The 23,071-nt window shown below is 54.0% G+C and carries 17 protein-coding genes; 8 read left to right on the top strand and 9 right to left on the bottom strand.

What is annotated here, in order from left to right; all coding sequences use genetic code 11:
• Window position 1 precedes the first annotated feature (1 nt).
• Window positions 2-445, top strand: a complete 444-nt coding sequence (locus tag Q4501_RS13455; RefSeq protein ID WP_303596754.1) for a DUF4124 domain-containing protein — start codon at window positions 2-4, stop codon at window positions 443-445.
• Between the two features lie 83 nt (window positions 446-528).
• Window positions 529-1,731, top strand: coding sequence for a multidrug effflux MFS transporter (locus tag Q4501_RS13450; protein WP_303596753.1), 1,203 nt, complete (start codon window positions 529-531; stop codon window positions 1,729-1,731).
• Between the two features lie 8 nt (window positions 1,732-1,739).
• On the opposite strand, the gene Q4501_RS13445 is transcribed toward Q4501_RS13450, so the two are convergent.
• Window positions 1,740-3,485, bottom strand: a complete 1,746-nt coding sequence (locus Q4501_RS13445; protein ID WP_303596752.1) for a SulP family inorganic anion transporter — start codon at window positions 3,483-3,485, stop codon at window positions 1,740-1,742.
• 84 nt (window positions 3,486-3,569) lie between these two features.
• The gene (locus Q4501_RS13440) at window positions 3,570-3,962 is read right to left on the bottom strand and encodes a globin (protein WP_303596751.1); all 393 of its coding nucleotides are present in this window, start codon (window positions 3,960-3,962) and stop codon (window positions 3,570-3,572) included.
• A 320-nt stretch (window positions 3,963-4,282) separates the two neighbouring features.
• Between Q4501_RS13440 and Q4501_RS13435 the strand changes: the two genes are divergently transcribed.
• On the top strand, window positions 4,283-6,352 hold the full coding sequence (locus Q4501_RS13435; RefSeq protein WP_303596750.1) for a TonB-dependent siderophore receptor: 2,070 nt from the start codon (window positions 4,283-4,285) through the stop codon (window positions 6,350-6,352).
• Between the two features lie 42 nt (window positions 6,353-6,394).
• A complete protein-coding gene (locus tag Q4501_RS13430; protein ID WP_303596749.1) occupies window positions 6,395-7,162 on the top strand; it encodes an ABC transporter ATP-binding protein in 768 nt (255 codons plus the stop codon).
• 42 nt (window positions 7,163-7,204) lie between these two features.
• On the opposite strand, the gene Q4501_RS13425 is transcribed toward Q4501_RS13430, so the two are convergent.
• Window positions 7,205-8,866, bottom strand: a complete 1,662-nt coding sequence (locus tag Q4501_RS13425) for a multidrug ABC transporter permease/ATP-binding protein (RefSeq protein WP_303596748.1) — start codon at window positions 8,864-8,866, stop codon at window positions 7,205-7,207.
• An 85-nt stretch (window positions 8,867-8,951) separates the two neighbouring features.
• On the opposite strand from Q4501_RS13425, the gene Q4501_RS13420 reads away from it, so the two are divergent.
• Both Q4501_RS13420 and fhuB read left to right on the top strand, forming a co-directional pair.
• On the top strand, window positions 8,952-9,998 hold the full coding sequence (locus Q4501_RS13420) for an iron-siderophore ABC transporter substrate-binding protein (protein ID WP_303596747.1): 1,047 nt from the start codon (window positions 8,952-8,954) through the stop codon (window positions 9,996-9,998).
• The gene (fhuB, locus tag Q4501_RS13415) at window positions 9,995-11,986 is read left to right on the top strand and encodes a Fe(3+)-hydroxamate ABC transporter permease FhuB (protein WP_303596746.1); all 1,992 of its coding nucleotides are present in this window, start codon (window positions 9,995-9,997) and stop codon (window positions 11,984-11,986) included. Before Q4501_RS13420 ends, fhuB begins: the two co-directional genes overlap by 4 nt.
• Here the strand turns inward: fhuB and fhuF are convergent.
• From fhuF to Q4501_RS13400, 3 genes are all read right to left on the bottom strand, one after another.
• Window positions 11,972-12,721 (bottom strand): siderophore-iron reductase FhuF, encoded by a 750-nt coding sequence (gene fhuF, locus Q4501_RS13410; RefSeq protein ID WP_303596745.1) that lies wholly within the window; start codon window positions 12,719-12,721, stop codon window positions 11,972-11,974. The two genes, fhuB and fhuF, sit on opposite strands and share 15 nt — an antisense overlap.
• Before the next feature lie 130 nt (window positions 12,722-12,851).
• The gene (locus Q4501_RS13405; protein ID WP_303596744.1) at window positions 12,852-14,978 is read right to left on the bottom strand and encodes a TonB-dependent siderophore receptor; all 2,127 of its coding nucleotides are present in this window, start codon (window positions 14,976-14,978) and stop codon (window positions 12,852-12,854) included.
• Between the two features lie 94 nt (window positions 14,979-15,072).
• On the bottom strand, window positions 15,073-15,963 hold the full coding sequence (locus Q4501_RS13400) for a helix-turn-helix domain-containing protein (protein WP_303596743.1): 891 nt from the start codon (window positions 15,961-15,963) through the stop codon (window positions 15,073-15,075).
• Between the two features lie 390 nt (window positions 15,964-16,353).
• Between Q4501_RS13400 and Q4501_RS13395 the strand changes: the two genes are divergently transcribed.
• A complete protein-coding gene (locus Q4501_RS13395) occupies window positions 16,354-17,421 on the top strand; it encodes a BMP family ABC transporter substrate-binding protein (protein ID WP_303596742.1) in 1,068 nt (355 codons plus the stop codon).
• Between the two features lie 68 nt (window positions 17,422-17,489).
• Here Q4501_RS13395 and Q4501_RS13390 read toward each other — a convergent pair whose 3' ends face one another.
• A complete protein-coding gene (locus Q4501_RS13390; RefSeq protein WP_303596741.1) occupies window positions 17,490-18,851 on the bottom strand; it encodes an amidohydrolase family protein in 1,362 nt (453 codons plus the stop codon).
• 538 nt (window positions 18,852-19,389) lie between these two features.
• Here Q4501_RS13390 and Q4501_RS13385 point away from each other — a divergent pair.
• The gene (locus tag Q4501_RS13385; protein ID WP_303596740.1) at window positions 19,390-20,427 is read left to right on the top strand and encodes an isopenicillin N synthase family oxygenase; all 1,038 of its coding nucleotides are present in this window, start codon (window positions 19,390-19,392) and stop codon (window positions 20,425-20,427) included.
• A 59-nt stretch (window positions 20,428-20,486) separates the two neighbouring features.
• Here Q4501_RS13385 and Q4501_RS13380 read toward each other — a convergent pair whose 3' ends face one another.
• Together Q4501_RS13380 and guaD are read right to left on the bottom strand one after the other, a co-directional pair.
• On the bottom strand, window positions 20,487-21,689 hold the full coding sequence (locus Q4501_RS13380; protein ID WP_303596739.1) for a urate hydroxylase PuuD: 1,203 nt from the start codon (window positions 21,687-21,689) through the stop codon (window positions 20,487-20,489).
• Between the two features lie 3 nt (window positions 21,690-21,692).
• On the bottom strand, window positions 21,693-23,057 hold the full coding sequence (guaD, locus tag Q4501_RS13375) for a guanine deaminase (RefSeq protein ID WP_303596846.1): 1,365 nt from the start codon (window positions 23,055-23,057) through the stop codon (window positions 21,693-21,695).
• Window positions 23,058-23,071 lie beyond the last annotated feature (14 nt).

Genomic DNA, 23,071 nt, shown 5'->3' with positions numbered 1-23,071 from the left:
TATGCCAGGGATGATGGCAGTTGCGGTGCTGACGCTGGTTTTCTCATCATCGGTGTGCGCCGATATCTATACCTGGACAGACGCCTTTGGCGTTGTTCATTTCACGGATACCCCTCCGCCTGACAGACCTCACCGGCCGGTTGAAGTGGTTGCCCCCGTGACAGTGCCAATGGTGGAGAACCTTCAGCAGCACCGGCGTATTTCGGCGATCCGTGAACAGGTGCAGGGCATGCTTTCGTCTGATCGCAAAGAGGACTCAGCGCGTAACAAGTCGAAGGAAAAGATGTTGGCACAGCAGAATAAAACCTGCGCTAGCTATCGGCGCGAGCTGGCGAAGATTCAGGCGCAGCTTCGGTCCGGCTATGGAAACAGTAAAGGGAATAGCCTTAGGCACAAGCGCCGTAATGTCAGTCAGGCGTTGAGCAGGGAGTGTATTTTGCGCTGATGGTGTAGACTCTTGTGTAGTAAGCACCCTAATAATCTAAGGTTTTTCATGTTCTGTCTGGTCACTCTTTGTTGGATGCCGGTTTGAAACCATCTGCTTTATCCCATCTTCAGCTAGCCATTCTTCTCGGCATGACCGTTGCCCTGGGCCCCCTGGCGCTTGATGCATACTTGCCGGCATTCCCGGCAATTGTCGATGAGCTGGGCGTTGGCCATGGAAGTGTCGGGCTGACGCTCAGCGCTTATGTGGGAGCCCTCGGGCTGGCCCAGTTGTTGGGCGGCCCGCTATCTGATCGCTATGGTCGGCAGCAGGTGCTTTTTACCGGGCTTGCAGTCTTCTCCTGTGCGGCATTCATGATTGCACAGGCGCAAACGCTGCCGGAGATGCTGGGTTGGCGGATTGTTCAAGGCATTGGCGGAGCCTTCTGTGCGGTATCCGTCCCGGCCATTGTCCGGGACCAGACCCACGGGCAGGATGCGGCACGCCTGTTCGGGCTGATTGGTCTTGTAATGTTCATAGCCCCGGCGGCGGCACCGTCGATCGGTAGTCTTCTGCTGTACCTGAGTGAGTGGCATTCGATCTTTCTGGCGTTAGCGGGTTATGGTGCGCTGTTGGCCATTGTTCTTCATTTTGTTCTTTTCCGGCGGCTGCCTTCGAGGCAAAAAAGTCAGACCCCTGTGGCTACGCTGGTTACCAACTATGGTTTGGTGCTTCGCCATCGCGTCACCATGCGGTTTGTTGGTTTACAGGCGCTTTGCTTCAGTGCCATGCTCGTGTTTATAACCCACGCATCGTTCATCTATCAGGAATGGTTCGGGCTCTCCAACGCCACATTCTCTGCACTGTTCGCTGCGAATATCGTCGCTATGGCAAGCCTTAATCTGCTCAATCGGCGCTTACTTAACCGGTATAAATCGGTGCGGATACTCAGAGCCTGTGTATTTCTCCAGGCTATTGCGGTCAGCTTATTGGTGATCAGCGCCTGGGCAGGCGCACCCTATTGGGTGGTCGCCGCCTGCATTATCTCCTCCGTTGGCTTCATGGGGGCGATCATTCCCAACAACATGGCCAACGCTCTGGAGTTCTTCCCGCATTTGGGTGGCACGGCTGCTGCCATGCTTGGCGCAGCGCAGTTCACCATCGCCGGTGCCATAAGCGCGTTATCGACTGCACTGGCTGGTGGAACTCTGTTGCCTATTGTGATGGTTATGGCGGTTTGTGTGTTCGGGGCTGCCATATTGGCGGCTGGCGGCCCGGGCGCCGTTGAGCGGGAAACCCGGGCTTAGTCAAACTACTATGTCCGGCGCCGCCGGGTTTTTGTGGTATTGCTTTGTCTGGCTATCGACGCACGAGAGCTGATGCCCTGGTCAATGTACAGCACAGCATCGGTTATCTGGGGGAACATATGCTCATCCAGAACGTACTCCCGTAAGGCGGCAGAGTGCGTGAGGGTGTCGCGAACCGGGCCTATCAGGCTTACAAGGTAAAGCTGGATACCTTGCTCCCGCAGGTTTTCGATCACGCTTTCCAGCATGATCAACGAGGTACTGTCGATGCTGCTGACGGCTTGTGCATCCAGTATCACGGCTTTCAATGACCCTTCGGGGCGTCGCTTCATCATGCCGTACAGCCGCGATTTGAAATAATCCTTATTGGCGAAATACAGTGGCGCATCGAAGCGGAAAACCAACAGGTCTTTCCGCACGCTGATGCTTTCGAACCGGTGAATATTGCGGTAAAGATCCTCTCCGTCGATCTTGCCCAACTCTGTGATGTGGGGTGTTGTGCTGTTGTAAATAACCAGTAACAGCGACACTGCCACACCTACCAGTAACCCCTGCTGAACGCCCAGTAATAGTGTGATGAGGAAGGTGACCAGCAGGATCACAAACTCCTTTCTATCCTGTCGGAACAGAACTTTCATTTCTTTGTACTTGAAGAGCCCCAACACCGACATCACGATGATTGCCGCCAGCACAGCTTTAGGCAGGGGGTAGTCAGCGAACAATGGCGTAAGAAAAACGACGGTGATGGCAATCAGAGCGGAAGAAACGATTGCAGACACCTGAGTCAAACCGCCCGCCTCCCGGAAAGCGGCACTGCGTGAAAAACTGGCGGACACCGGGAAGCTGCGAAACATGGCACCCAGAGCATTGGCCAGCCCAAGTGCGATCAGTTCCTGATTTGGCTGTACTGTGTGCTTGTCCTTCGGTGATTCCTGAGACTTGCATATCGACATGGTGCCCACGAACCCCATCAGGGCCACGGTAAAGGCTACCGGCAACAACTCGGCGAGTTTTGCGAAATCGATATCCGGGATCTGCAGCGGTGGAAAACCTCGCGGCACGGAGTTGATGACTTCTACACCGGCCAGTCCCGCATGAAACAGCCCAGATAAAAGCATGCTGCCAACCAGCAGAAGCAGTGCGTTGGGTAGTTTTGGCAGGAAACGTTTGCACAAAAATATAAACAACAGACTCGCCACCGAGATTCCCAGCGTAACGCCGTGCCAATCGCTGATGTGCGTCAGTAATTGCCAGGAAAGGTCCAGCACATTGGCGCTGTCTACATGAACACCTGCAAGGCTCTGGAGCTGGCTACCTATGATGATAACCGCTGCGGCGGAAGTGTAACCGACGATAACCGGATAGGAGAGAAAGTTGACTATAAAACCGAAGCGCAAAAGCCCGAAGGCAAACTGAATCAAGCCAACCAGCAGTGTGAGCTCAACCGCAAGTTGCAGGTACTGATCTGTGCCCGGTTCTGCAAGCACGCTCAGGCCGGAGAGGATAAGGATCGCATCCAGAGCTACCGGCCCAATGGAAATCTTGTTGGAGGTTCCGAGCAGGGCGTAAAGCAGCGGAGGGAAAATCGAGGCGTACAACCCGAGTTCCGGTGGCAACCCGGCGAGCACCGCGTAGCCCATGCTTTGCGGAATCAGCATGACGCCAATAGCTAGGCCCGATACCACATCCTGTCTTAGCGTATGGGCCGTATATCCCTGCAGCCAAAGTAAGCCAGGCAGTAATTTGTAGAGCATATACGCAGTTATTCGCTGGGGAGCTGGGGTTCAAGTGTGTGTAAATCAATGAGCCGAATCAAGAGGTATCAGCCCGGCGGGCCGTTAGTAGGCCCCGCGAATCAGATCAATTCCCGGTGTCAGAACTTCTTTCCATGCATTTTCGAGATCCTTTGTGTACTCAGGGTCGTGACGGCGCACGGTTTTCATCAGTGAATCCAGCCACAGTGAATACCACTCCGGCTGGATATTGTAGTTGGAACGGTTATGGCTCTCACCAAGTGCTTTGAGTTTGCGGTCCGGCATGCCGCGTGCGGTCAGAATCAGCTGCAGAACGCCGTTGCGCAAAAGGTGGCGTTGTGCGGTCATATCGGTGTTCACAAAACGGTTTTTGATGGCTTCTGAGCTCGACATGAAATGGTCGTAGAAATCGACGAAGAACTCATCGCGGTTACAGCACCTTCCATAGCTTTGGAAAACCAGGTCTGTGTTATTCATATGCAGTAAGTGTCCTTGGGATACATGGGGTAGATGGATAGGGTGCGAAGGATAGTGGTTGTATGTAACGCCTTCTGTTGAATTTTGTAAACAATACCATCCGCTACTGCCGCCGGTGAGAGGCCCGGTGATGCCCACCTGAGCGTTGAGGTCATCCATCCAATTACCAGGACAAACTGAACTGGTTACTGTCCTGCTTCGTTGGTGCGGGTCGAGTCTTCCGATCAATAACGGCTTTTAAATGCTACTCATTACGATTATCATTACTATATATTCAGCCTGGTACTGCAAGGCGTCAATACTTCGTTCGAGTTCACACTATGTTTCCCAGCACTTTCCCACTTCGCTTACGTCTCAACGGTATAGGGTACGCCGTATCCATAGCCTGTCTGGGTGCCGTGCCTGTTGCAATGGCGCAGACCTCCGATAACCAGGCCGAGTTACTCAGCCCGCTTGTTGTAACCGGAACGGCACTCAAAGTGGAGGCTCCTATTGTTGAAACGCCACGTCCGGCCTCTCTCGTCACCCGTGATGAACTGGAAGAACGCAACGTGCAGTCCCTCGACGAAAGCTTTCGCTATCGCGCAGGTGTTTTAAGTGGCCAATATGGCAGCGATAACGATACCGACTGGTTTAAAGTGCGGGGTTATGATCAGTCGACCTATCAGGATGGTTTACGTATATACCGCGCAGGCTTCTATCAATGGCTACCGGAACCCTATGGGCTTGAGCAGGTAGAATTGTTGAAGGGGCCGGCTTCCGTTCTCTACGGTGAAGCGCCTCCAGGCGGCGTTATAAACGCCATCAGCAAACGCCCTACAGAAGACCGTCAGGGGGAGGTTGTTATCGAAGGTGGGACCAATAACCACCAGCGGATTGGGTTTGATAGCTCTGGCCCGGTTAATGACAGTGGTGAAGTACGTTATCGCATGGTCGGTCTTTACCAGGACGCTGAAGGTGATATCGATGACTCGGAAAATAAGCGTTACTACCTTGCTCCAAGTCTGGAATGGGACATTAGCGATGACACCACGCTGACACTTCTGGGTAGTTTCCAGAAGGATGACGCGGTGCCCTACAATGGCTTCAAGCTGCCCTATGGCACTATTGAGGACACGCCCTTCGGTAAAGTCGACCCCGAGGTGAATTACGGTGAGCCTGACTACGATGTGAATGAGCGCGAGCAGACGTCACTGGGCTATCAGTTCTCGCATCAGCTTAACGATACCTGGCGTTTTGAGCAGGATTTGCGTTACAGCAAGCTAGACATGCTGCTACGCAGTACCTACATCTTCTTCCAGAGTGCACCGAGAGAAGGTACCCGAGGCCTGGTATACCGTGATGGCGATATCACCTCCTGGACGATTGATAACCGTGTGGTTGGTAAATGGTTCACGGATCGCACCGAAAATACGTTACTGGTAGGAGTGGACTACCAGGATCTGAAAAATTCAGGAAAAGAGGCGGATCCATTTCCTTTCGGGACGGTAGATCTGTTCGAACCCCAATATGGCAACTACACGCCTGTGGCTGAAAGCGATCTGACGCAACGAACCATCAAAAAACAGCAAACGGGTATTTATCTTCAAAACCAACTCCGCCTGGATGATCAGTGGATCTTTTTGGCGGGCGCGCGGTATGACAAAGCTGAAACGGATAATCTGGCTGGCGGTACCAAAGAACGTGCCGACGACAACGAGGTCTCGTTATCCGGTGGCATCATGTATGTCATGAACAATGGTGTTTCGCCCTACATCAGTTATACCGAGTCATTTCAGCCCATTGTGGGTACCGATACCAATGGTGATTTGTATAAGCCCAGGGAAGGAAAGCAGCTGGAAGCAGGCATCAAGTATGCGCCAGAAAGCATTGATGGTTATTTGAATACCTCGGTGTACCAGATCGAAGAGAAAAACTCACTGGTGACTGATGGCGCTGTTCAGGTGCAAGAGGGCGAGCGCAATACCAATGGCTTTGAGCTGGAAGGGGTCGCCTACCTGACTAACGACCTGCAGGTGACAGCGGCATACACCTACAGTGATTCCACTACGCAAAACCGGGCGATTGGCGCTGATGAGGTTCGAGCTGCGCTGATACCGCGCCATATGGCCTCGGCCTGGCTGGACTACGCGTTTTCACAAGCCGTGCCTGGTTTGAAGGTAGGGGCGGGGGCACGCTTTGTTGGTGAAACCAAGGATGAGACCTATGGCTACGAGGTTCCTTCCTACACAGTCTTTGATGTCATGGCGAGCTATGACTTTGCGAAGAATTGGCGTGCGCAACTCAACATCAACAACGTAGCTGATAAAGAATATGTCGCCAGTTGTGATTACTGGTGTTATTACGGCGAAGCAAGACGCGCGACTGCGAGTGTGAGTTACCACTGGTAAGCCATTAATAGTCAGAGGCGTTTACCCCTTACCCGAGGTTTTATGTTCGAGTTGCAATCGGTCAGTTGGCAGGTCAATGGTAAAGTGTTGTTGCATCCCGTTGATCTGGCTATTGATCCAGGGAAAGTGATAGGGCTGATTGGTCATAACGGTTCAGGAAAATCAACGCTGTTGAAGTTGTTGGCCCGGCAATACACGCCGAGCAGCGGTTGCGTCTTGCTGAACAGTAAGCCTCTGGCTAAATGGCGTGACCGGCTCCTTGCTCAGCAGATTGCTTATCTGCCACAACAATTACCCGCGACCGAAGGGTTCACCGCCGCCGACCTGGTTCGTCTCGGCAGGTACCCTTGGCACGGTGCTCTGGGTCGCTTTACCAGAGAAGATCAGGCCCAGGTCGAGCGAGCCATGGAGCTGACGGGGACCAGCAAGTTCGCTGATCGAAATGTTGATGAGCTCTCCGGGGGCGAGCGTCAGCGGGTGTGGATTGCCATGTTGATTGCGCAAAACGCCCGTTACCTGCTATTGGATGAGCCTACATCGGCGCTGGATATTGCCCACCAGATTGAAGTGCTGGCACTGATCCGAAAGCTGGGTCGGGATCTGGAGATGGGAGTGGTGGTGGTGTTGCATGATATCAACATGGCAGCCACCTACTGTGACCATCTTATTGCGTTGCACAGTGGTCACCTTTTAACTCAGGGTAGCCCGAAAGAAATCATGAGGCCGGAGGCTCTTGAAGCGATTTATGGCATCAATATGTCCGTTATACCTCACCCTCGCGTAGAGGGGGGAGCTATAGCTGTAGCTTGACACAAGGATGCTGTCGGCCGGTTCACATGGGCTCCTGCAGGATTAAACCTCACTCACCCTGGTGACGGCATCCTGTGTTGCAAGATCGCGCTGTGTGCCTGTCAGCTCATGCATAAGCCCCTCTTTCATCTCCAGTAAGCGATCGGCATGCTCGAAGTAATGATCATCGTGGCTGATTGCGAATATGGTAACGCCCATCTCATGCAGGTGGCCCAGTAGCTCCCGGTAAAAGTACCGCCGGAATTGGGGATCCTGGTCCGCAGCCCACTCATCCAGAAGCATAAAGCCTCGCTGCTCGGCGACAGCCAATAGCAAAGCAAGTCGCTTTCGTTGTCCCTGCGATAGCTGGGGATTTGTTACTCGACCGGCGTCTATCTCCAGCTTTTTGTTCATTTGCAGTTTTTTGAGCCACTCACTCAACAGTTCTGATTCAGCCTTTTCACCGTCCGGGCCGAGAAGTCGGTCAAATTGATGGAAGTCTGTAAATACAGAAGAGAATCGCTGACGAAAGTTCTGCCAGTCCTGATCGGTAGTCAACGGCTGTCCGTCTACCAGGATTTCACCACTCCGGGGCCGGTACAAGCCGGTGAGAAGGCGGGCCAGAGTGGATTTTCCACTTCCATTTCCCCCAATCAGGAAGACCAGTTCACCGCGTCGTAACGTGATATCAATTGGTCCCACGGAGAACCCTCGGCCGCCCTGGCCAGGGTATTGGTAGGTAACACCCCGCAGTTCAATGGTATTCCAGTCGGGAGAGGGAGACGTCACATTAAACTCAGGCGCGTAAGCTGCCAGCTCAAGACTTTCCAGTTTGCGGAATGCAACCTGTGCGTTCAGTAGCGTAGGCAGCGCGCCTATAGCCTGGATCAGAGGCGTGCGGATAAACAGCAGCGTAAGCGAGAAGGTTGCTGCGATATTGGTGTTGGCCCAGCCCAGACCATTGGCCAGAAAAAAGACCAGGCCGATCGCACCAACCATCATGATATTGGACCAGTTTACCGCTGAAAGGTGGAAGGTATCCGATCGGATTATATGCCAGAGATAGCTGCGAGCATGGCGTTCATAGTCGACGTCATATAGCTGACGAGCTCTGCTGCGGTTTAGTGCAAGCTCCTTCCGCCCGTCGATAAAGGACTCATAGTCACGGTAGAGCGCATCTTCGGTTTCCCGGACTTGCGCCAGGTGGTGATATACCCTTTGAACCAGCAGCCAGCCGCCAATTATCGTAACAGCGACCCACAAAGTGGTCACGACAAGCATGCCGGGTGAAAGCCATGCAAGATATGCGGCAGCGCATAGAGTAATAACGACACCCTGGACTAATTCCGGCAAACGAACAAAGGCAAAGGTTATGTTTCGTATGTCGACAGAGAGGCTTGCCAGCAAGCCCGCGCTGCCGATGCGTTCCAGGGTTTCAATATCTGTGTCCAGAATCTGCTTGATCAGCCGGCCGCGCAAATCATAAACGAAGTGATGCCCCAGCGTGGTGAGTGCCAGTTGGGCTGCCAGCGTTACTGCCAGCATGAGCATAACCAGCCCGAAAAAGGTTGGCAGCACGTGCCAGGGTGCCCCCGCAGATTCAATCAGCTGTTGGTTGATGAACGCGATTACGCCAATGCCAACGCCTGCACTGATGAGGCTTAGAAGCATGATTGTTATAAAAGGGGTGCGGTACTGGCGGAAAACGATGGCGAGTAACTCCATCAAAACTCCTGAATAGTGGCTGGAATTGCTGGCCTGATATGCAATAATAATCAGTCGTATTTATGTTCTCTTAAAAGTGCTTTGTATGCAAACCGGCCAAGCGGGTATCTGGCTCGCATTGGTGTCTGTGGCGAAGTGCTGGAGGTTCAGTTTTCCAGCTATGTTGTCTTTTCTGGATAATTCGTTGTTGTCCGCTCGCTACTCTTGTTATCAAAAGGTTCTTGTTCTGGGTCTTCTGGTACTGCTGCTTTTCTCTCTTATGCTGGTGTCTCTGAGCGTCGGAGCTGCAGTATCCAGTCCGGGCCAGTCTCAAAATGCTGCTCCCCCCAGAGTGGCGACCATTGATTGGACGTTGGTCGAAACTCTCCTGTCCTTGGGAGTGGTGCCGGTTGCTGCGGCTCAGATCAAGGACTATCAGACTTGGGTTGGAGAACCGCCACTTCCTGAACAGGTTGTGGATATTGGCCTGCGTGCCCAGCCCAACAGAGAATTGGCTGCTTCCCTGCAGCTTGATTTAATTCTGATATCTCCTCTGTTCAGCGCAATTGAACCAACTTTTTCACAGATAGCACCGGTTCAGACCCTGACTACCTACAATCCCGATAACGATTTTTGGCAAAACCTTGTCGAGACTACGAGACGGGTGGGCGAGATGACTAACCGCTCCGCAGAGGCGGAGGCTGTTATAGATCGACATCGTGCGCGAATTGAACAGCTGAAAGAAGAAATGCCGGCAGATACACCTCCGCTGTTGGTGGTGCAGTTTATCGATGACCGTCACGTGCGTGCCTATGGCAAAGGCAGCTTGTATGACATGGTCATCCGTCGCCTCGGACTGCAAAACGCCTGGAAAGGCGAAACGAATATGTGGGGTTATACCACCGTCGGTATAGAGGAGCTGACTACCGACGGCTACCTGATTGTAGTGGACCCGGTTCCTATGAGCGCAGAGGGGGTTTTTGACAACAACAGGATCTGGCAAACACTGCCGGCCGTGCGACATGACCGGGTTCTATCCTTACCGGCGGTCTGGAGCTTTGGTGCACTTCCTTCAGCTGTCCGCTTTGCCGATGAGTTGTACCAGGCAGTGACTGGTCACGCCGGCACTCATTCAGGTTTGAGCGATTTATGATCTCGATACGCAGGCCGGCCTCTCCGGCCTATATCTGTTTGCCACTCATTATCCTTTGCGTCCTTCTCTGCTTCAATTTGTTGAGGCAAACGTTGCCAGAGCTGAGTCTGGGTGGTTTTGATTTTTCTGCTGCATCTGACGTCAAGGCGATGTCTACGGTTGTGCTCCAGTTCAGCGTGTTGCCCCGGGTGGCTATCGCCCTGCTGGTTGGTGCTGCACTAGGTTTGGCTGGCGTCTTGATGCAACAGGTTTTGCGGAACCCTATTGCCTCGCCAACGACATTGGGTGTTGCCAGTGGCGCACAGCTTGGTCTTTTGCTGGCCACGCTTTTTGCGCCCGGCCTCCTGACCTTTGGTGGTGAATGGGTGGCACTCGCAGGGGGAGCAATATCACTTCTGATTGTGCTCTCGTTATCCTGGCATCGTGGCCTTGCGCCGGTTGCGGTGGTTTTGGCAGGTTTAGTGGTTAATTTGTATATCGGGGCCCTGAGCACGGTTTTGATTCTGTTTCATCAGGAGGAGTTTCGCGGCCTGATGATCTGGGCTGCGGGCTCCCTTGCCCAGAATAGTTGGAGCGACACTTTAAATTTGTTGCCCCGCCTGATTGTCGCAGCGGTCATAGCCGGACTCATTGCCCGGCCCCTGGCCTTGCTGGAACTGGATGAATCCAGTGCCAGCAGTTTAGGTATATCCATACGTAAGCTCCGGTTGGTCAGCCTCGGGCTTTCTGTTTTTATTACTGCATCGGCAGTCAGTCTGGTAGGTGTCGTGGGCTTCGTAGGCCTGGCTGCACCCGTTATTGTAAAGCTGATGGGTGCGCGAACCCTGATGCAACGGTTGCTTTGGGCACCAGTGTTTGGAGGTTTGCTTCTACTCACTACTGATCTCTTATTGATCCAGTATTCCGCGCAGCTGCCTTCAGTGGTCCCAACCGGTGCCATGACCGGACTGTTGGGGGCACCACTGTTACTCTGGCTTATCCCGCGACTGGCTCTTAAAGACACGTCGGCAAGCGCTAATAAAACGACGCTACAATCAGCCGGTAAGCCCACCTCCCGAACGTTTCTTTGGCTTTTTGTCTTGTTGCTGGTTTCAATAGTTGCAGCGTTGTTCGTGACACAATCCCCTGGAGGCTGGGTACTCAATGACACCGCGCAATGGGCGTCCATTGCCAACTGGCGGCTTCCACGTGTTCTGGCTGCTGCGGGCGCCGGGATTCTGCTGGCTCTGGCAGGTGCAACCATTCAGCGGATGACGGGCAACCCCATGGCGAGTCCAGAGGTGTTGGGGATTAGCTCTGGCACAGCTATCGGCTTGATCGTGACTATCTACTTTTCTGCGCATGTCACCGCGCCGCTGCTCATCCTGGCGGGCTCAGTGAGTGCCATTATAACGCTGGCAGTTTTGATCTTGTTGAATCGGCGCACCGGGTTTCAGTCCGAACGCCTGCTTCTTACAGGAATAGCAATTGCAGCTTTATTTGACCCGCTGAGAAGTATCTTTCTTGCCAATGGTGACCCTCGCATCCAGCAGGTAATCGCATGGATGTCAGGTTCAACCTATTACGTTGATTTCTCAACGGGTCTGAGTGCGCTTTTGATTGCTGTCATGATGGTGGCGTTAACTCCGCTGGTCGCCCGGTGGTTGGACGTATTACCCCTTGGACGCAACGTCGCCTTGGGCCTGGGGCTGAGTGTGGATAAGGTCAGGCTTATTCTGCTTGGTGTGGTGGCCATACTGACTGCATTCGCAACGTTGATTGTCGGGCCTTTGAGTTTTGCAGGTTTGCTGGCGCCTCATGTTGCCCGAATGCTGGGCTTCTCCAAGGCGCTGCCTCATCTTGTAGGTTCAGCGATGGTAGGCGCTTTATTGATGATAAGTGCCGATTGGCTGGGGCGTCAGATGTTGTTCCCTCAGGAAATCCCGGCGGGGCTCGTAGCCGCGCTTCTGGGGGGCGCTTATTTTATGTGGGGGTTAAGAAAGTACTGACTCGGCCTGTCGGGATTCACGAATCAGCGGGCAATTGCTGCAGTACTCCAGCTCCGGATTAAGGTAGCGGATACAACAAAGGCGCCGGCGACGCTCACAGCTACCCCCGTCTGCAGCGGACCCGTAGTATACCGGCTGGAAAAGCGGGTTACGCCGGCCGTCTGGCAGGTGACGGCTGGCGAGCAGTTGCCTCGCGGGCTCAATCGAGCGGGATTTCGCCATAGGGTGGGCATGCAGTGCTTCGGTAAAGTATTCAAACAGGTTGCCTGCGTTGCTCCAGAATACTTTTGGCGAGGCGCCTGAATACTCGGCTAATGCTGTAATCAGTGGTACAAGATGACTGTCGATCAGTGTACTGAAGCGGCCGAAGGCACTTTGGCAGCCCAGTGGTCGCCCGGTGTCGGTAACCCACAGGCGTCGGGTTTGCCCTTCAGGGCCAACTTCGATGTTCGCTTCGTCTAGCCCGACAGGCAGGTCGTACTCAAGTAACAGGTTAGCGACCAGCGTCGAGGAAATCAGTGCACTGAAATGCCACTTTGACCATAAAGAAGCGACCGCACGTGGATCGCTTTGGGCATATTGAGTTGAAAAGCGTGTCAGCTGAGCGGCCAACTTATCGGGGTCAAGCAGATCTATGGCTCGCAGGATAGAGCTTTGTGCGGATGGTTTACCCACTCCGGGGGGAGTGAGTTTCTCCAAAGGGCCAGAATAGAGGCTCTCCAGTGCTGTGCTCATAGGGCTCCGGCGTTCGGTTTGCTTGATTTTTAATCTTAATAATAACGCTTATCAATTGCAATACCGGTGGGCCAGGCAATTGATAAGTTCAAACACGCATGCTGTTTAACTGGCAGAATAAAAACTTAGATCAGAAAGAGTAAGAGACGGATGTCTCCAGAGTCCTTTCTTCCCCAAACCAGCAGTTCGAAATGTCGAAACAGCTGTAATAGCGTTCGTTGGTGAGGTTGTTCACTGACAACCCGATCTCGGCGCCTTTGAGGGTGTGCGCCAGGTTGCCCAGGTCATAGCGAAGGGCAATGTCCAGAAGAGTAACGTCGGGCACGTGCCCGGAATTGGTGGTCGCGTCGTATTCAGCTTCTCCGATATATCGGGCACCTATGCCGGCAACCAGCCCATCCAGAACGCCCTGGTCAAAGCTGTAGTCAGCCCAGCCTGACAGCAGGTGTTCCGGCACCCATACCGGGGTTTTTCCTTTCAGGCCGGAGTTGTCCTTTGTAATCTCTACGTCCTGTAGCGTGTAGCTCAGGGTTAGCAGGAGGTTGTCCAGAGGCTGAGCCAGGGCTTCCAGCTCCAGGCCCTGTGAGCGAACGGCTCCGGCCTGGATCTTGTCGTAAGGGCCACCTTGTGGATCACGGGTGGGTACGTTTTCTTTGGTGATCTGGTAGAACGCCAGGTTGGCTGTGGTGCGTTGGTCCGGTGTCTGATACTTAACGCCCAGTTCCCACTGGTCGCCTGTGGATGGGTCAAACTCATTGCCATTCCGGTCACGTCCTGTCTGTGGTTCGAAACTCTCAGCGAAGTTGAGGTAAGGCGACAGGCCATTTGCCGCCTGGTACATAATTCCGGCCCGTGTTGAAACATTATCCTGGTCGAGCTTTGAGTCTACTGGTGCCCCGTACTGCTTGCCCTTTTCCGTGCCGGTAAAATCATCCCAACGTACCCCACCTATCATCACAAACCGGCCGATTCTGATCTGATCCTGTAGATAGACGCCCAGTTGTTTTTTCTCGATGTTGAAGTCAGAGGAATACAGAGTGTCGGTAATGTCGATTGTCGAGTTTGATATCTGGTAGTAATTCGGATTAAACAGATCAATGGACGGCGCGCCGCTACCGCCAGTCGTATCTTCATAGATGACGTCTGAGTCCAGGCTGAGATAATCGAAGCCCACCAGTAGATTGTGTTCGGCCGCGCCGGTTTGGAAGCGTCCGGAAATCTGGTTGTCGATTGTAAATCCGGTGGTTGCTTCGTCGGTCAGATAGGCTTGCCGTGCCAGGGTTCGCCCGTCAGCGGCCAGCCCGTCACTGTATGTATTGGTTTGGAACGCACTGGCATCGGTGTAGCGAAAATTCTGCAGGAAATTCCAGTTGTTATTGATGTTGTGGTTGATTTTATAGCCTGCCAGAAGAACTTCTTTGTCAAACTGGTTCCAGTTAGCGTCGCCAGAAAAGGCGTCGGTATCCAACTCGCCGTTCGGGCTCGGCAGAAACAGGCCGGAGGCGGGCAGAGATGTGTAAATACCCATTTCCGGGTCTTTCTGATAGTACAGGTTGAAATTGATCAGTGTGTCATCACTGACCTGCCAGTCCACAGATGGCGCGACCATGTAACGCTCTTCTTCCGAGGTTTCGGCCTGGCCGTCGCGGCTGCGGGCCAGCCCGACCAGGCTGTAGGATAAGTCCGAGTCTCCCAATTGGCCGCTGCTTTCAATCGAGGCTTCTTTCAGGTTGCGCGACCCTGTGGCCAGCTCAAACTTGTTGGATGCCCCGAGCGTAGGCTCCTTGCTGATCAGATTGATCATGCCTCCCGGTGGCATGGAACCGTACAGGGTTGAGGTAGGGCCACGAAACACTTCAACCTGCTCCACCGCTAACAGGTCAATTTGTGGTTGAAGGTTCCAGTCGTTGTAAAGCAACTGCATGCCGTCGTAGTAATTCTGGTAGTTGATAAAACCGCGAATGCTGAACAGATCCAGACGGCCAACGGCCCCGCCGCGAAGTTCTGTGTTGACGCCGGGCGAGTACCGGAGCGCTGCCGCGACAGAGTCCGCATCCCGCATCTCCAGAGCCTGCTCGTCCAGCACGGATATGCTTTGTGGTGTTTCTTCGGGGCGTAGAGAAGTTTTGGTTGCGGTATTGCGGTAGGTGTCGCCGTAAACTGCCAATTCGTCCAACTCGGTAACCTCGTTGGCAAACGCTATCTGGCTACTGGCCGCTAAAACCAGTATCGAAGGTTTTAGAAAGGATCTTTTCATGGTAAAGCCCCATTGTGTTCAGAGTCGGACAGACGCGCCTGCCACTAAAATAATGCGAATCATTATCATTGTATTTTTATTTTCGGGGCGGTACTTAACAGTTTGGTGCATTCCATGAAATTATTGGTTGGCAAAGCTTAACCGGTATCCAATATTCCATAGACACTTCTGATGCAGAGGGGTTTAGCCCTGGCGGGTAGATTTCCAGATCCTGGGCGTTGAGCGCTTCGCATCCGGAGTTTGGAAGCCAGGCCCGGAAAAACCACTTCAGGACGTCTGCCAGGGAAGCCAGCGGGCCATGAAACGCAATAACGACGTAGTTTCTCTCCGGCACTGTAATACAACTCAGCGTGTGTGCATCTGGCACTTCCTGAGCTTCTGCGCCGGCGAGGTAGGTTATAGGTTCTTCAGAGCCACGGGTAACGTCTAACACGCCAACTCTGGTGCAGTCAGTGTCTGCGCTGGTCATGCCAGTAAACTCTTGCCACAGCTGTGGTAGCTTTTCATAAAAATCAGGGTTCTCTGAAAACAGGCCGTTCACCTGGTCCGTAACACCCGCCACGGTGAATGTTGGCCTGGAATCTAGCCGAATCCCGGGTACTCGCGAACGCAGTGACTCTGGAGGCAAGAGGTCCGGATGGCAGGACATTGGGGTTTTTAACAGACACGGCAAGCCGCGCTGGCGGTATTTGACAGGGGCACAACCAAAATGTTGTTTGAAGCTCCGACTGAAGCTGATGTCGGAGTTGAAACCGCAGGCCAAAGCAATATCGATCATCCGCCGGTTGGTGAAAAGCAGCATTTCAGCCGCCCGACTCAAGCGCAGTTCCCTAACATAACGACCCAGTGAGAGCCCCGTTTGCCGGGAAAAAATACGATTGAATTGCCAGCGTGATAGCCCACACCGTTCTGCCAGCTCTGGCACTGCCAAGGGCTTGTCCAGATTTTGATGGACATGGTCCAGAACCTGTTGGATTCTGGACAACTGTAATAGCCGGGCGCTTCCCATCTAACCTCGTTATTTGCTTTGCGGAGTATTTCAAGACCTGAATGTGTCCGATGCAGTGATCAGCCAGTCCCAGCGATATTGCACGGTTTTCCTCTAACACACAAAAACGAATGGTTCTTATCCAGCGTGCGATTCTGATCTGGTTCGTATCCTCGGCACAGTTACGGTGCAATACCTGTTTGAATTGTTACATTTCAGGGCCAGGTGCAAGGCTCGGATCATCGAACTGTCTGCTTTATGTACTCTTTGTTACCGGTATCAGAGGGGCAACGAAAAACTGAACTCTTGGCCAGCTTTTTGCAAAACATCATGTGAAGCCTTTTACTTCAGAATTTATCTGAGATGCAATCAGCAAGGAGAAGTTTGATGACACTCAAGTCTGGCCTAGTGCTCGCTGCGATACTGACACTGCCCACAGCCGCTTTGGCAGAGGACCCAACGAAAGTTGGCTTTGTCTATGTTGGTCCTATCGGGGATCATGGCTGGAGCTACCAGCATGATCAGGGGCGCCTTGCGCTGCAGGAACATTTCGGGGAAAAGGTTGCAACCACCTACGTCGAAAATGTCAGTGAGGGCGCGGATGCCGAGCGTACGATAAGACGGCTTGCGCAGGCAGGTAACGACATTATCTTTACAACATCTTTCGGTTTCATGAATCCGACTGCCCGGGTAGCAGAAGAGTATCCGGATATCACGTTCCTGCACGCTACCGGGTACAAGACAAGCGAGAACCTGGGTACCTATCTGTCGGTAACTTATGAAGGCCGTTACGTAACGGGCGTCGCTGCAGGCCTGGTAACAGAGAGCGATACCCTTGGCTATATTGCGTCTTTCCCGATTCCTGAAGTTATCCGTGATATCAACGCTGTCTATCTTGGTGCCAAGGAAGTGAATCCGGATATTGAGCTTAAAGTTGTGTGGGTTAATACATGGTTTGATCCTGCCAAAGAGGCTGATGCTGCGAATGCTCTGATGGATCAGGGTGCAGACGTCATCGTTCAGCATACGGATAGCCCGGCGCCTCTTATCGCGGCCGGCAAACGCGGTAACTGGGGTGTAGGTCAGGCTTCCGATATGCGCAGTTTTGGTGGCGATGCGCACCTGTTGTCGGTTGTTAATGATTGGGGCCCTTACTATATAGAGACTGTGCAATCGGTGATGGATGGCACCTGGGAGCCTGCGGATTATTGGGGTGGTATGTCTGAGGACACCGTTCAGGTTGTTGGCTTGAGTGACCGACTTTCAGATGAGCAGAAAGACAAGGTTAATTCGGTGATTGATGCCTTGAAAAACGACGAGCTCCATCCGTTCACCGGCCCATTGAAAGATCAATCAGGTGAAGTGCGGGTGCCTGAAGGTGTTTCCATGACGAATGGGGAACTGGCAGGCATGGACTGGTACGTAGAAGGTATGACGGCAACCTTGTCGGATTAAGGCCGGTTGCTTTACAGGCTAGTTGGGCCGGCAGGAGCGAATCCTGCCGGCTTTTTGCGTTTTAATCCTCAGGCTTCGCGTAGCAGCCGGGAAACACTTTCCTGAACATTCCGCGTCAGTTCGGCTTCGTCCAGCCCATTGATATGGCCGTTTTTCACGATCTGGCGGCCTTGAACAAAGCTGTCCCGCACGTGCACGGGTTCGCCGCACATCAATGGTGCCGTCAGGGGACTGTGGACACCGGCGAACCGGGGCTGGTCGATGTCATACAGGACCAGATCGGCGGCTTTGCCAACCTCCAGGTTGCCCGTGTCTTGCAATCCCAACATTTCAGCACCATTGCGGCTGCCCCATTGCAGAACCTGCTCCAGGGTGGTGGCTTTGGGGCCTTTCACTGCACGGTGAATCAGCCAGGCGAGGTTGAGCTCCTGAAGCATTGAGCCAGATTCCGCCGACGCAGAGCCGTCGACGCCCAGGGATATCTGCACGCCGGCCTCTTCCATATCAATCACCGGGGCGATGCCGCTGCCCAGTCGGCAATTCGAGGTGGGGCAGTGGGCAATGCCGGTGCCTGTAGCTGCCAGGCGCCTGATGGCGTGCGGGTCACTGTAAACAAGGTGGGCATACCAGACATCCGGCCCGAGCCATTCACAGGACTCCGCGTAATCGATAGCACTCATGCCATATTTGCTGTGGGCCTGACTCTCATCAAAGTCGACTTCGAGCAGGTGCGAATGCATTTTCAAGTTGTTCTCTCTGGCCCACCGAGCCTGGGCTTTCAGCCCTTCCGGCGAACTCGAATGAATCAGGCTGGTGGGTGCTACCACCAGCTTTTTCATGGCATCAGGCCCAGGCTGGTGATGCTTCTTCCGGGTCACATCCAGACGGTCGATGATCTGTTCAATGCTCTCCGGCGCTATGCCGTGTTCAATCATGCCTTCGTGGGACCCTGTCTCCGTCGCGCTGCCCCGGCAGAGCACCATACGAATTCCAAGTTCTTCTGCGGCCTGCCAGACAGCCTCCTCAAGCTCGGGGCTGGTGCTGCTGTGATAAAGGTAATGGTGATCCGCACAGGTTGTGGCTCCGGACCGGATCAGCTCGTACAGGCCCAGCCGCGCGGCGTGGTACATGATGTCTGGTGTTACCTTGGGCCAGAAGCGATAAGGCACACTGCTCAGCCATTCGCCAAGGTTGTGATTGAGCCCCGCGGGGACCCCTTTCATGATCGACTGGGCGAGATGGTGATGAGTATTCACCAGACCGGGCCAGATGACACAGCCGGAAGCGTCTATCAGGGTTTCCGGGTCCTCTGGCGTCTGCTTGAGGTTGCGACCCATTTCGGCAATGCGGCCACCACGAATGCGAATATCCCGGGCCTCCGGATCTGCGTCGGATGCTACGGCATGGGCGTTCTGGATGAGGTAGTTCAATGCTTGCTCCTTCATTTTAATGAGAGCAATGTCCCGAGGCTGGCGTTGATCTGCTGCGCCTCTGACAGCTTCTACTCTTTGGCTGGTGTTTGGTGTTGAACCGAATGCAAGAACCCTTCCATTTATTGACCGTATGGTCAGCTCAGTATTTCAGGCCAGAAACCCTTTGAAATTGAGTGCTGAAATGGGGCAAAAATTTGACCCTTGCATCGAATTGGTTCGTTTCGGATGTGCGAACGATGATGGACAAGTCGGTTGAGGCAGGAAATGACAGGGTTTTTCTGCCAAAGGATGCTGGCATGAAATCTGCTGCGTTCGACGTATGGGGCAGGTCACCGATTGATGGCCCGCCCTCCTGAGTAGAAGCTGTCAGGGATCCTCTGATGAAAAGGGGTTTCGGGTCATTGCTCAGTCGCTGATCGGATGCGCAACAGGCGTGATTGGTGGCTAGGGCTCTGAGTTTGCCTGATCGCCCTGTTTTCATGCCAGTTTGCCTCCGAACACTGTTTATCTGCTGACATTATGCCCCGGAGGCCCCATGAACAACCCGCAAGAAAAGTACGCCCTCAAAGAGCTGAACCTGGAAACCACTTTCGGTGGTATGGGTAAGGAAATTGAGTGTGATGTCCCCGTGATCGACCTGACAGACTTCGACCTGCGCCGAGAAGAAATTACTGATCAGCTGTGGAAGGCCGCGACGGAAGTCGGCTTTTTCCAGCTCTCGGAACATGGCCTGGACCTGGCGCTGATCAAGCAGGCTTTTGGTCTGTCGGAGCGCTTCTTTGCGTTGCCGGAGTCTGAGAAACAGCGTTTCCCTCTTAAAAAGGGACTCAACTCCGGTTGGGAGTTCAAATCACAAGTGCGGCCGTCCACCGGAACGGCGGACGACAAAGAGTCTTATCAGATCACCCTGCCGCATATGGATGACCTCTGGCCTAACCAGACAGTAGTGCCCGAGTTTCATCGGGTTATGCTGGATTTCGAGCACAAAGCCTGGCTGCTGGGTATGAAAGTATTGTCTTGCTTTGCCGAGCGTCTGGGTTTCGATCGGGAGTTTTTTACCCATGCCCATGACCGTAGTTCGGAAGAGTATCAGAGCACACTGCGCCTGCTGCATTACCTGCCGCTGCCGGAAGGTACGATCCCCGATGCGTCGATCTGGCGAGCGGGAGCGCACACTGATTTTGACTGCCTGACAATGGTATTTCAGCAGGAGAAACAGGGCGGGTTGCAGGTGAGTCCGGGTAAGGATGCTGAAGGCAAGGGTGATGAGCGCGAATGGTTTACCGTTACTCCGAAGGAAGATCGCATTACCTGCAATATTGGTGACATGCTGATGCGTTGGAGTGATGATCGCTTGAAGTCCACCCTGCACCGGGTACGGATGCCCAAGCCGGGTGACTACAATGGCCCTCGCTACAGCATGGCGTTCTTCTGTCAGGCTAATAAGGATCAGGTCATTCAGGGCCCTGAGAAGAAATACCCGCCGATTACCGCTCGTGACTACCTTCTGCAACGTATCCAGGCGAATTTCGATGCGGCAGAAGAAGCGGTCAAAGCGAAAAAACAGCAATAGCCATGAAGTAAAAGTACTGACTAAAGAGGCCTCCTGTTGGAGGCCTTTTGTTTGCTCGTTTACTCCGGTTGGTTATTCATAAGCCATTGCCCAAGCTGCTGGCGTTCTTCATCAGACATGCCGGTAACATTACCCAGCGGCATGTATTGGGAGTCAACAGCAACCTGGCGAACCTTGCCCGCGTGGCTTGTTAGCTGGGAGAGCTCCTCGAACATGAAACCTGCTGGTGGCGACTGGAATGCCGGATGGCTCGGGGCGCTGGCGTGGCAGGCCACACAATGAGTGCTGATGATGGTGCTTGCTGTTTCGTCGCTCACGGCCTGGCCATCGGTCGCCTCGGATGTAACCGGTGCCGGGGCGATAGCCCAGATCAAAGCTGCGATGAGCAGGGCGGCGACCACCAGTATCCATGGCTGGTTAATATCCCTGTGGCGCAAATTGAAGTAATGCCTGGCAAACGCGGCGATGAACCCAATGGCTGCAAGAACGGCCCAACCATGGGGGTGGCCATACAGTAACGGGTAATGGTTGCTGATCATGATCAACAGGATCGGCAAGGTCAGGTAATTGTTGTGAGTCGATCGTAGCTTGGCAAGCATGGCCAGGCGGGCAACCCTCGCGCCCGGATCGCCGCCTTTCTCGATGGCTTTTACCAGCGCTCGTTGGGAGGGGACGATCCCGAGGAAGACGTTGGCTACCATGATGGTGCCGATGATCGCGCCGACATGAATGTAAGCACCGCGCCCGGTGAATACCTGGAACAGGCCCCAGTCTGCCACTAGCAGAATGGCGAACAGAGTCAGACCAAAAGCCTTGCCGTTGTCTGCCAGCGGGCTGCGAATCAGTGCTTCGTATATGGCCAGCACTACGACAATAGTGCTCAGGCCGATCGCAATGGCGGTGCCAATGCTGATGTCGGCTTTCGACGGATCAATCAGGTAGCCCGGTGAACCCATGTAGTAGACAACGAACAACAGAGCCAGGCCGCTAAGGAGGGTCGAGTAGGCTTCCCATTTGAACCAGTGGAGTTCCTTGGGCATTTCCCTGGGGCTGAGTTTGTACTTGGCTATTTCATAAATGCCACCGCCATGGATAGCCCAGAGATCACCTTTGATGCCTTCCTTCTTTTTCCACTCCGGCGGTTCACGGAGATGGTTGTCCAGCCAGACAAAGTAGAATGAGGCACCGATCCAGGCGACTCCGGCAATAACGTGAAACCAGCGAACGAGAAGGGATAGCCATTCGCTCAGATAAGCTTCCATGGGTCAGGCTCCTTGCGTTTGAAAATGGGTGGACGATGTTCCGGGCCCGGTCAGGGCTGGCCGCTGGTATCGAATCTGGCCCGCGACGATGGTTGCGGCCACGGCACGGTCATCTCCGAGGATCATCAGATTGAAGAGCGTTTCCGAAAGGTTGTTGATGAAGGGCTCCTTCATGGTAAGCATCGGCGAGGCGCGGTGATCTAGTACGACAAAGTCAGCGATCTTCCCTCGCTCGAAGTTGCCGCACTCTTCCTCCCTGTGCAGAACCCTGGCGTTACCCAGTGTGGCCAGGTAAAACGCTTGCCAGGGCGTCATTGTTTGCCCGCGGAGACGGCATACCTTGTAGGCTTCCGCCATGGTGGCAAGCATTGAAAGGCTGGTGCCTCCGCCGACATCCGAGGCGAGGCCAACGGATACGTCTGCATCGCGGGTAGCGCGGAAATCGAACAATCCGCTACCGAGAAAGGTGTTGGATGTGGGGCAAAAAGCAATGCTGCTCCCTGTGTCTGCCAGGCGCTGCCGGTCTTCATCATTGATATGGATGCCGTGAGCCAGCACGGTATGGTCGCCAAGCAGCCCGTAATGATCGTATACATCAAGGTAACTCGTGCGTTCGGGGAATAGCTCACGAACCCAGGTGATCTCTCCGATATTCTCGGCCCAGTGGGTTTGCACCATGGCATCCGGGTGTTCGGCAGCCAGCTTCCCGGCCAGAGTCAGCTGTTCCGGGGTGGAGGTTGCGGCAAAGCGAGGTGTGATGGCGTAGCGCTGGCGCCCGCGGCGGTGCCACTTTTGCAACAGTGCCAGGCTGTCGCTGTAGCTTTCGGCGGTTGTATCTTTCAGGTTCTCCGGCGCGTACCTGTCCATCATCACCTTGCCGGCGCTGAGTCCCATGCCATGGGCTTCCGCAGCCTCGAATAAAGCGTTAACCGACTCCGGGTGCGAGGTACAGAACACCAGTGCAGATGTGGTGCCGTGTCGCAGCAGCAGGTCTGTGAATCGCCGGGCTTCTGTTCGTGCCCAGTCGCCATCACTGAAACGCGCCTCGTGAGGGAATGTATAGGTTTCCAGCCAATCCAGAAGCTGGGTGCCATAGCTGGCCATGACGCCGAGTTGCGGCATGTGAACGTGGGTGTCGATAAAGCCGGGAACAATCAGGCCGTCCTGCCAGTGGGTAACCTTTGCATCAGCAGGCAGTTTGGGTAGCCATACGTTGGCCGGTCCTGTTGCCACTACCTTGCCCTGATTCAGGATAAGCAGGCCGTCCTCGAAATATTCCAGGCTGTTTGGTCTGGGCTCGGGGTCATCCCCGGGGTCTTGCAGGAAATGAAGCACCGCACCGCGATGCGCTTCGCAGCCTTTGGGCAGTTGGGTATCCAGAT

It is taken from the genome of Marinobacter sp. 2_MG-2023, from assembly GCF_030546935.1.
Lineage (GTDB): Bacteria > Pseudomonadota > Gammaproteobacteria > Pseudomonadales > Oleiphilaceae > Marinobacter.
The sequence above is the reverse complement of the archived record's forward strand: the minus strand, read 5'-3'. Positions and strand labels throughout refer to the sequence as shown.

Excerpts from the sequence above, each read along its gene's own strand:
- Q4501_RS13395 (WP_303596742.1), top strand. The coding sequence starts at position 16,354 with ATGACACTCAAGTCTGGCCTAGTGCTCGCTGCGATACTGACACTGCCC.
- Q4501_RS13425 (WP_303596748.1), bottom strand. The coding sequence starts at position 8,866 with ATGGAGTTACTCGCCATCGTTTTCCGCCAGTACCGCACCCCTTTTATA.
- Q4501_RS13380 (WP_303596739.1), bottom strand. The coding sequence starts at position 21,689 with ATGGAAGCTTATCTGAGCGAATGGCTATCCCTTCTCGTTCGCTGGTTT.
- Q4501_RS13455 (WP_303596754.1), top strand. The coding sequence starts at position 2 with ATGCCAGGGATGATGGCAGTTGCGGTGCTGACGCTGGTTTTCTCATCA.
- fhuB (WP_303596746.1), top strand. The coding sequence starts at position 9,995 with ATGATCTCGATACGCAGGCCGGCCTCTCCGGCCTATATCTGTTTGCCA.
- Q4501_RS13420 (WP_303596747.1), top strand. The coding sequence starts at position 8,952 with ATGCAAACCGGCCAAGCGGGTATCTGGCTCGCATTGGTGTCTGTGGCG.
- Q4501_RS13440 (WP_303596751.1), bottom strand. The coding sequence starts at position 3,962 with ATGAATAACACAGACCTGGTTTTCCAAAGCTATGGAAGGTGCTGTAAC.
- Q4501_RS13430 (WP_303596749.1), top strand. The coding sequence starts at position 6,395 with ATGTTCGAGTTGCAATCGGTCAGTTGGCAGGTCAATGGTAAAGTGTTG.
- Q4501_RS13385 (WP_303596740.1), top strand. The coding sequence starts at position 19,390 with ATGAACAACCCGCAAGAAAAGTACGCCCTCAAAGAGCTGAACCTGGAA.
- Q4501_RS13435 (WP_303596750.1), top strand. The coding sequence starts at position 4,283 with ATGTTTCCCAGCACTTTCCCACTTCGCTTACGTCTCAACGGTATAGGG.
- fhuF (WP_303596745.1), bottom strand. The coding sequence starts at position 12,721 with ATGAGCACAGCACTGGAGAGCCTCTATTCTGGCCCTTTGGAGAAACTC.
- Q4501_RS13405 (WP_303596744.1), bottom strand. The coding sequence starts at position 14,978 with ATGAAAAGATCCTTTCTAAAACCTTCGATACTGGTTTTAGCGGCCAGT.
- Q4501_RS13445 (WP_303596752.1), bottom strand. The coding sequence starts at position 3,485 with ATGCTCTACAAATTACTGCCTGGCTTACTTTGGCTGCAGGGATATACG.